5 protein-coding genes and 1 pseudogene are annotated in these 8,698 nt (G+C 69.9%); 1 reads left to right on the forward strand and 5 read right to left on the reverse strand.

The features are described 5' to 3' along the window. Window positions 1-348: pseudogene (locus tag D7V97_RS35750) on the reverse strand (serine/threonine protein kinase); the annotation flags it as partial. A 136-nt stretch (window positions 349-484) separates the two neighbouring features. Here D7V97_RS35750 and D7V97_RS35755 point away from each other — a divergent pair. After that, window positions 485-994: a DUF1579 family protein gene (locus tag D7V97_RS35755; RefSeq protein ID WP_120615100.1), complete on the forward strand. Its 510-nt coding sequence runs from the start codon at window positions 485-487 to the stop codon at window positions 992-994. 9 nt (window positions 995-1,003) lie between these two features. Here D7V97_RS35755 and D7V97_RS35760 read toward each other — a convergent pair whose 3' ends face one another. The 4 genes from D7V97_RS35760 to D7V97_RS35775 all read right to left on the reverse strand — a co-directional run bounded on the left by D7V97_RS35760 (window position 1,004) and on the right by D7V97_RS35775 (window position 8,658). Next, window positions 1,004-2,083, reverse strand: coding sequence for a hypothetical protein (locus D7V97_RS35760; protein WP_147445112.1), 1,080 nt, complete (start codon window positions 2,081-2,083; stop codon window positions 1,004-1,006). Between the two features lie 174 nt (window positions 2,084-2,257). Then, window positions 2,258-5,638, reverse strand: coding sequence for a S8 family serine peptidase (locus D7V97_RS35765; RefSeq protein WP_120615102.1), 3,381 nt, complete (start codon window positions 5,636-5,638; stop codon window positions 2,258-2,260). Window positions 5,639-5,845: 207 nt separating this feature from the next. After that, on the reverse strand, window positions 5,846-7,138 hold the full coding sequence (locus D7V97_RS35770; protein WP_120615103.1) for an MFS transporter: 1,293 nt from the start codon (window positions 7,136-7,138) through the stop codon (window positions 5,846-5,848). After that, window positions 7,135-8,658, reverse strand: coding sequence for a hypothetical protein (locus D7V97_RS35775; protein ID WP_147445113.1), 1,524 nt, complete (start codon window positions 8,656-8,658; stop codon window positions 7,135-7,137). The genes D7V97_RS35770 and D7V97_RS35775 overlap by 4 nt, the downstream gene beginning before the upstream one ends. Window positions 8,659-8,698 lie beyond the last annotated feature (40 nt).

The following is an 8,698-nucleotide window of genomic DNA, read 5'->3' on the forward strand; positions in this document are numbered from 1 at the left end:
GACAGCCCGCACCGCGCCGAGCGCGACGGCCACCCCCAGCATCACCCGCCGCCAGCGCGTGAGCGGGAGGTCCAGCAGCGACCACACGACCCGCAGCAGCGTGTAGGGGAGGGGAATGGACGTGAGGACGCCCAGCAGCAGCCACGGGCGCCGGTCGTGGATCATCGCGCTGGCTTCGCTGCTGGCCATGCCCACGGAGAAGCTGATGGCCGCGAACCCGAGGAAGCTGGACGCCAGCCACAGCTGGACACGCTGGGTCCTCACCGCGGCCCAGGTCGCGAAGTGCACCAGCGCGAGCACGACGAAGGCTCCCGTCAGTGCGAGGTGCAGCATCGTGTAGGAGGTCACGGTGGGGACCCTAGCCAACCTGGAAGCCCGGGGTGAAGCGCCCCACCGTGGCTTGCACGCCTGTTGCCGGCTCCTCACCTTGAGGGATGTGCCCGTGGCGTGTCGCCCCGGAGCCATCCGATGGAAAGGAAACCCCATGGACCCCTCACACGAGGTGGGGCAGGGCGCTCCGGAAGCCACGACGCAGGGGCCCGGAGAGCAGGCACCCAGGCTGGGGCCCGAGCACCAGCGGTTGGAGGCCTTCATCGGGGAATGGAAGTCGGAGGGCGTGCTGGGCGAGGCGGCCGGGCCCCAGGCGCGGCTCAAGGTCACCGCCATCGGCCATTATGAATGGCTCCCGGGAGGCTTCTTCGTGCTGCACCGTGGCGTGATGCGCTTCGGTGAGGACCGCCTGGAGAGCGCGCAGATCCTCGGCTTCGATGCGTCCACGGGCCGCTACTGGCTCCGCCTGTTCGACAGCCATGGCTTCGCCCGGATGTACGAAGGCGGAGAGCGGGACGGCGTCTGGCATTTCGCGGGCGCGCACGAGCGCGTGACGATGTCCTTCGACCACGCGAACCAGCAGCTGGCCATCCACTGGGAGCAGTCGGAGGACGGCGTCACCTGGCGCCTGTTGTGCGACTTGAAGGGGACCCGCGTCCACTGACACACCGCTTCAGCGGACCTGATTGTCCTTGGCGATCTTCATGTCGTCCAGCAGGGGGAGCAGCTTCGTGTTCTTGCTCGTCAAGGCGACGGGAATCCTCTCCCCTCCAAACAACACGGAGCCCTGGGAGGCAATGCCTCCGGGATGGGGGCCGGGGGTGCGCTGGGCGTTGGGAATCTTCATCAGCGTGTCGAAGCTGGCCTGGGAGGTGCACACCATCCCCTTGAGGTTTCCCTGAAGGGGGACCTTCTCCCAATGCAGTTGTTCATTCTGCAGGTTGGACGTCGTGCCCTTCACGGTGTCGTTGAAGTTGCGGTTGCGTCCCGCCTCGGTCTGGTTTCCCCAGAGCGCCCCGGTACGAACGAGGGGGCCTCCGTCCTTGGGCAGTGGCACCTTGGGATGCGGTCCGGGCACCTTGCCCCCGTTGTCCAGGCATGACGCCCGCCACGCATGTTTGGGATCCTGGAGGACCGTGGGGCTGAGGATCAGCTGCACCTTGGTGTCGCTGCTCCCCACCCCATTCCCCTTGGCCGTCCAGTCGGAGTGCCCGGTCCCCACCGCGCGGGTGTAGACGGCCAGCGCCCCGCCGCCGTTCTTGTCCGCGTCCCGGGTGTAGTTCCCCTTGGGGCCCTCCCGGAGGTAGGCGGAGCCGAGGTGGCCACTGTCGAGCGCGCTCTTCACGAAGTCCGCGCCCATTCCATGGGTGAGGCAGGCGGCGTTCTCCAGGGCGAGCTTCGGCACGGGCTTGGTGCTCGTGGCCAGCGGAGGGCAGGCCTTCTGCGGGTAGGTCTTCACGCTCTGGGAAGGCCCGGCTTCCGCAGGGGCGCTGGCCGACGTGGCCACGGCGGGTTTCGCGGGGGGGCGCGGCCCGTCCGCACGCGGCTTGTAGTGCGCGTTGGCGGGGACGTTGACCGGCTTCGGAATCATGCTCTGGTTTCCGGCCCTCCATCCCGGGGCGAAGGCCGCGGTGGGGTTCGCGGTGTTCGGGGTGGCCGCCACGGGCGGCTTGGGGGGACGTGGCCCGTCGTTGCGAGGCTTGGGCGCCAGTGGACCTGAAGAGACATGGGTGGGCTTGGGGATTCGGGTCATGGCTTGACGCTCCCATCTCCGAGACAGACACGGAGGAGACGGGGACTTCATCCCACGGACACCGTGCCGCGCAAGAGGCACTCCTGTCTGATATGGAAAAGACAACCCCCGGATGAAGGCCGCCAGGGGGCGGTCCATCCGGGGGCGTCAGACGTCTCGGAGCGAAAGGCCCTGCTACTGCGCCAGGCTCATGCGCTGCGGCTCGGCGGCGAGCGCGCCGGGCCGGGCGTAGAACAGCGACACGCGGCTCAGCGCGCCCGCGGGCTCCGTCCACACGTCGTGCGCCGTGTTGGTGACCAGGTTGAACTGCATGCCCAGACGGTTGAGCGTCACCGGCTGGCCCAGGATGTAGCTGGAGATGGGGCCCGGCGTGGCCGCGTAGGAGTTGTAGAGCATCGTCGCGTTGCCCGTGGCGCCCAGCACGCCGATGGTTTCACCGGCGTTCACCGCGATGAAGGTGCGCAGCACCTGTCCCGTCGGCTGGCCCACGGCGCGGAACACCGACGTGAAGGCGTTGGTCGTGGTGCTGTAGGCCGGCGGCGTCACGCCCGCGTTGAAGCGCACCACCTCCACGTTCTGCAGCGGCTGGCCCGCCTCGTTCGGCACCTGCACGCCGGTGAGGATGAACGCCGTGGGCGCCGTGAACCACAGACCGCGCGTCGTGACGTCGGTGTAGTTGTAGCCGAACGACGGCAGCGCGACCTGGTTCAGCGCGGTGTAGAGGATGCGCACCCGACCGATGGAGCCGGCCGTCTCCGTCCACAGGTCATGCGCGGTGCTGGACGCCAGGTTGAACTGCATGCCCAGGCGGTTGAGCGTCATCGGCTGCCCGAAGATGGACGTGGTGACGGGACCGCTCGTGGCGGAGTACGAGCTGTTCATGATGCTCGCGTCGCCCGTGGCGCCCAGGATGCCAATCACATCCCCGGCATAGACGGGGATCTTCACGGAGAGGACCTGGCCGGACGTCACGCCCACGGCGCGGAACACCGACGTGAAGGCGTTGGTCGTGCCGCTGAACACCGGCGGCGTCACGCCCGCGTTGAAGCGCACCACCTCGATGTTCTGCAGCGGGTGGTTCGCCTCGTTCGGGACCTGCAGCCCGCTGATGGTGAAGTCCGTGGGCGCCGTGAACCACACGCCCCGCGTCAGCGAGGCGCTGCTGAAGGTGCTGCCGTACGCGGGGTTGGTGACCTCCGGGTCCCCCTGCACGATGCGGCCACCGCTCACCACCAGCGCGAAGTCGGCGTCCACCGCCGGCGTGGCCAGGTAGGCGTCCTGCACGAGCTCGTCCGCGAAGACCTCCACCTTCCAGGTGCCCGACACGGGGTTCTGGACGAAGACGTTCTCCACCGTGTCCACCCGGTTGGAGACGCCGCCCACGGTGGAGAAGTTGCCCGCCGTCAGGCCGTTGTTGCCCCAGAACACGACGCCGAACGGCGACGTCACGCGCACCGACAGGTCGTTGACGCGGGTGACGGCCGCGCCCACCGTGCCCATGGGGTCGGTGTACGCCATCGTCACGTTCAGCTCCGTCTCACCCGGGGAGACGGAGACGTTGTACGTCCGCACGCCCAGGGGCGACAGCAGGTCCGACTCGTCGATGATGCTCGTCTTCGGCGCGCGGTCCAGCAGGCGCTTCAAATCAGAGGTGCCCCAGCCCTGCTTGTTGCGGTCGATGTCCGCGTTGGAGCCGCCCGCGGTCCAGTTGTAGCGCCAGGCGTTGTTGATCATCAGCGCCTTGGCGGTGGCCATCTGCGGGCGGCTGGCGAACACGTCCGCCTTGCCGCCGTGCCCGGCCCACACGCCCTGGTGCCACATCTGGAACAGCAGCGCGAAGTGGCCCGCCGTCTGCGGCGTCGCGGAGCTGGTGCCGCCGAACTCCGTGTAGTCCGTGGGCCCGGAGCCGTTCGCGGAGGTGATGGAGTCGTAGAAGAACGACAGGTCCGGCTTGATGCGGCCGTCGTCGGCCGGGCCAATGCTGCCGCCAAAGCCCCAGTTGTCATCCGTGCGCGACAGCGTGTTCTGGTGGCGCACGCCGCCCACCGACACGATGTTCTTCGCCCACGCCTGCGGACGCGAGCTGCGGCTGCCCGCGTTGCTCTGCGACTGCGTGCTGAGGATGGGGTGCTTGAAGAGGTAGTCATCCACCTCCGCGGAGATGGTGGTGTACGCCGTCGTCAGCGAGCTGCCCACGCTGGAGGTCTGGAACACCGCGCGGTACGGGCCCGCGGGGTTGGTCAGCTCCTGGTTGATGTCGTAGCGGGACTTGGTGCCACCGAACTGGGTGGACTCACTGTAGAGGAAGAAGATGCCCTGCGCGTTGGGCGCCATGCCGCGCGCGTTGGGCGTCACGCCCCGCGCGAAGACGTTGCTGTAGCAGCTGGTGCCGTGCAGCGACCCGGAGGAGGTGCCCACGCTCTGGATGATGGGGGCGTTGAGCCACTCCTGGTGGGTGGTGAGCACCTCGGTGTCGAAGACCTCACCGCGCACGCCCTGGCCCGTCCAGCCCTTGAGCCCTTCGATGTAGTTGGCGCCGCCCGTGTCGCGCACGATGTTCATGTCGAGCTCACCGGGGCCACCCCAGCGGTCGATGAACTGCACCTCGTTGGAGCGCACCACCTGCTGGAGCTGCTCCTGGGTGAGCGTCGCCTCGATGCGCAAGCCGCCCGGCTCCACCAGCTCCACGCGCCCGCCCAGGCCCTTCACCTGGTCGGCCAGCGCCTGCTGCCGCGCGGGCCCGCCCTCGCCCAGCATGAGGGAGTAGCGCTGCGTGTCCGGCAGCCGCGTGGCCACGCCCATCAGCGCGTCCTTCAGCTCGCGCTCCAGGCGGTACTCGGGGTGGTAGTCCCCCACCCAGCGCACGTAGGGCAGCTGCGTCACGCGGGTGCGCGCGTCCGCGCCCATCTCCACGATGTACGTGTGCTCCGCGAGGAAGCGCAGCACCTTGCCGCCCGACGCCTCGATGGCGGAGCGGAACTCCGGCAGCGGCGAGGCGAGGAACTGCACCAGGAACAGGTGGTTGTCGCGGTCCGCGGACAGCAGGTTCGTCATGCGCGGGCTGGGGTCGCGCAAGGGGTCGAACCCCGCATCGCGCAGGCGGATGACGTAGTCCGTGGAGCGCACGCGGCCCACGGGCAGCACGCCGCCCTGGCTGTAGGCGTAGAAGGACTCGGTGCCGCCCTCGGCCCGCTGCTCGTCCCAGGTGTAGAGCTGGTAGGCGGAGCCGGGCACGTCCACCGTGCGCAGCGCGCTCACGGCGCGGTCGGTGCGGTGGAACGTCAGGCCCGCGCCCGTCGTCAGCGCGTAGCGGCCGGCCGTCGCCGCGGGCGAGATGCCCCGCTGCGCGTCCGACGGCACTTGCGTGGACTGCTCCACCACGCGCGCCGCGGGGATCCGGGACGCGGAGGCCAGCTGCGCGGAGGCCGCGGGCTTGTCGGCGGAAGGCGCCGTGGAGGCCGCGACGGCCGTGAGGGCACCCAACAGCGTGCTGCCGAGGACGGATGCAGCCAACGGGCGCCAGGGGCCCGTCAGCCAGGTAGGCTTCAGTTTCATGTGGTGCTGCTCCTTGGATGTGGTGCGTCGTCAGCGCCCGTCCTCAGCGCTCCCCCCTCCACCCCTCCAGAGTGCCCCGCGTCCCGAAGGGGCGACGCTTCACTCCGCGCGCTTCCCGCAATCTTTGGGAAGAACGGAAGAAGTGATAAACGGGATTTACTGTAGGTGTCAATACACGCACACGATTCGTGTGTCGTGCGGGGTGCGTCAGTCGATGCGGCTGTGCCGACGCGTGTCTGGCATCAGCACGTAGACGAGCAGCGAGCAGAGGATGGCGCCCGTCACGTACCAGAAGAACCACGGCTCATGGCCGGACAGCTTCAGCCGGGTGCCCACGTACTCGGCGGTGCCGCCGAAGAGGGACACGGTCAGCGCGTAGGGCAGCCCCACGCCCAGGGCGCGGATGCGCGCGGGGAACAGCTCCGCCTTCACCACGGCGTTGATGGAGGTGTAGCCGGAGAGGATGATCAGCGCCGCGAGCACCAGCAGGAACGCGGTGAAGGCCTCCCGGGTCCGCGTCAGCGCCGTCAGCAGGGGGACGGTGCACAGCGTGCCCATGACGCCGAACCACAGCAGCACCGGCCTGCGGCCCACCTTGTCGGAGAGCAACCCGAACGCCGGCTGCAACAGCATGTAGATGAACAGGGAGCCCGCGGAGATGAGCGTGGCCTCGTCCCGCGTCAGGCCCACGGAGTTCACCAGGAACTTCTGCATGTAGACGGTGTACGTGTAGAACGCGAGCGTGCCGCCCATCGTGAGGCCGACCACGATGGCCAGCTCCTTCGGGTGGCGCAGCAGCTCCCGCATGGGCCGGTGCTCCGTGCCCTGCTCCTTGCCCTTGGCCGCCTCCTGCGTGAAGGCCTCCGTCTCCACCATGTTGCGCCGCATGTAGAAGCCGAAGAGGGCCAGCGCCGCGCCGACGAGGAACGGGATGCGCCAGCCCCAGGCCTCCAGCTGCGCGCCCGTCAGCACCAGCCGCTGCAACACCAGCAGCGTCATCGTCGCCAGCAGCTGCCCCAGGATGAGCGTGACGTACTGGAAGGAGCTGTAGAAGCCCCGGTGGCGGGACGTCGCCACCTCGCTGAGGTAGGTGGCGCTGGTGCCGTACTCCCCGCCCAGGGACAGGCCCTGGAGCAGGCGCGCCAGCATCAACACGACGGGCGCCGCCACGCCGATGCGCGCGTACGTGGGGCACACGGCGATGACGAAGGACCCCAGGCACATCAGCGTCACGGACAGCGTCAGCGCGGCGCGGCGGCCCCGCTGGTCCGCGTAGCGCCCCATCAGCCAGCCGCCCACGGGACGGATGAGGAAGCCGAGCGCGAAGACGCCCGCGGTGTTGAGCTGCCGCACGACGGGGTCCGCGTCTGGGAAGAACGCCTGGGCGAAGTACAGCGAGAACGCCGAGTAGACGTAGAAGTCGTACCACTCGATGAGGTTGCCCACCGAGCCGCCAAAGATGGAGAGCAGCCGCTGCCGCAGCGCCTGGCCCTCCGTCATGGCACGGGCGCCCGGACATACTTCCAGAACGTGTAGCCCGGGACGCTCAGCCACGGCTCGGGGGCCCGCTGGAACTTCACCCCGTGCAGCTCCCGCTCCAGGGGCTCCGGCTTGCTGTCGTCCTCCATGCGCTGGACCCAGACCAGCTCCCGCGCCGCCTTCACCTGGGGGATGAGGTGGGCCGTGCGTTGGTAGTCTTCCGGGGTGGGCACGGGCAGCATCTGCGAGGCCAGCGGCTGCAACCCCGCCAATTGGTAGACATCCCAGTAGCCCCCCATCAGCAGCATCCCCGGCGCCACGCGCGCCACCGCCAGCGCCGCGTCCCTCGCGCGTGCAGGGTCTGGCTTCACGACCGGCGGGCCCCGCCAGGTCAGCGCCGCCACGGCCAGCGCCACGCCGGCCAGCGCGCCCGCCCCCCGCAGCACGTTCTGCGACACCCGCGTCGCCAGCCACCCCAGCACCAGCACGCCCAGCGCCACCAGGGCCAGCGCGTGTGCGAGCCCGAAGTAGCGCAGTGAGTAGTCATTGGCCCGCACGTGGGACACGGCCACCAGCAAGGGCAGTTGCGCCGCCGCCGCCAACCCGCACCCGAGCGCCAGCCAGCCCGGCTCGGACAGGGCCGCCCACGCGGACCACCCCCGCCGCCCGTGGCGCACGAGCCACGTCGCGGCGATGCCCGCCAGCACGAGCAGCACGCCCGCGAGGGGCACGGGGCCCGTCCACAGCAGCGCCGTCACCTGGCGCGTGTTCTCCCAGAGGTGCCCCCGGTCCAGCTGCACCGCCGTGCGGAACTCGATGCCCACCGACTTCTTCGAGAACCGGTGGTACAGCCGCCGCAGCTGCCGCTCGAACGTCCCGCCCACCACGAGCGGCACCGCCGCCGCCGCGAACCTGCGCCAGTTCGTGAGGCCCCGCGCCCGGGCCCGCAGCGCCTCCACGCCCAGGAACACGACGAGCGCCGGCAGGCTGGAGGTCGACATCCAGATGGTCAGCCCGGCGGACACCGTCGCCGCCACGCCCCAACCCCAGACGCCCTGGCGCGTGCGCGCCTCCATCAGGCCCCGCAGCCCCATCCAGGTCCACGCCAGCATCGCGAACTGCCAGCCGTAGGGCTGGGAGATGTCCAGCAGGTACGGGCGCACCTCCTCGGGCAGCACCAGCACGAGCGGCACCAGCACGAACAGGCCCACCGCCACCACGCCCTGCCGCGAAAGCCACGCCAGCGGGAACATCACCGTCCACGTCGCCGCGATGAGGAGCGCCTGCAGCCCCTCCGCTGACCAGTCCCGTCCGCCCACGAGCCGCGCGAGCAGGAAGGGCCAGGTGCCGAAGCGGTCCTGTCCCAGGTAGTACGCGAAGAAGAGGTCGACCCGCGGGGCGCGGACCATCAACAGCGGGATGGCGCTGTCGGACGAGTAGGTCGGACCCCACGGGGTGCCCGGCCGCAGCCACGTCACCGCGAGCCACAGCGACAGGGCCCAGCACGCCAGCGCCACGGCCCACGCGACCCCGCGCTTCAAGACACGCCCTCCCGGGCGCGGGGGGGCGTGAGGCTTGGAC

It is taken from the genome of Corallococcus sp. CA053C, assembly GCF_003611675.1.
In the GTDB taxonomy this organism is placed as follows: Bacteria; Myxococcota; Myxococcia; order Myxococcales; family Myxococcaceae; genus Corallococcus.

Bases quoted from the DNA above. Each gene is read 5' to 3' on its own strand.
- D7V97_RS35755 (WP_120615100.1), top strand. From the start codon at position 485: ATGGACCCCTCACACGAGGTGGGGCAGGGCGCTCCGGAAGCCACGACG.
- D7V97_RS35760 (WP_147445112.1), bottom strand. From the start codon at position 2,083: ATGACCCGAATCCCCAAGCCCACCCATGTCTCTTCAGGTCCACTGGCG.
- D7V97_RS35765 (WP_120615102.1), bottom strand. From the start codon at position 5,638: ATGAAACTGAAGCCTACCTGGCTGACGGGCCCCTGGCGCCCGTTGGCT.
- D7V97_RS35770 (WP_120615103.1), bottom strand. From the start codon at position 7,138: ATGACGGAGGGCCAGGCGCTGCGGCAGCGGCTGCTCTCCATCTTTGGC.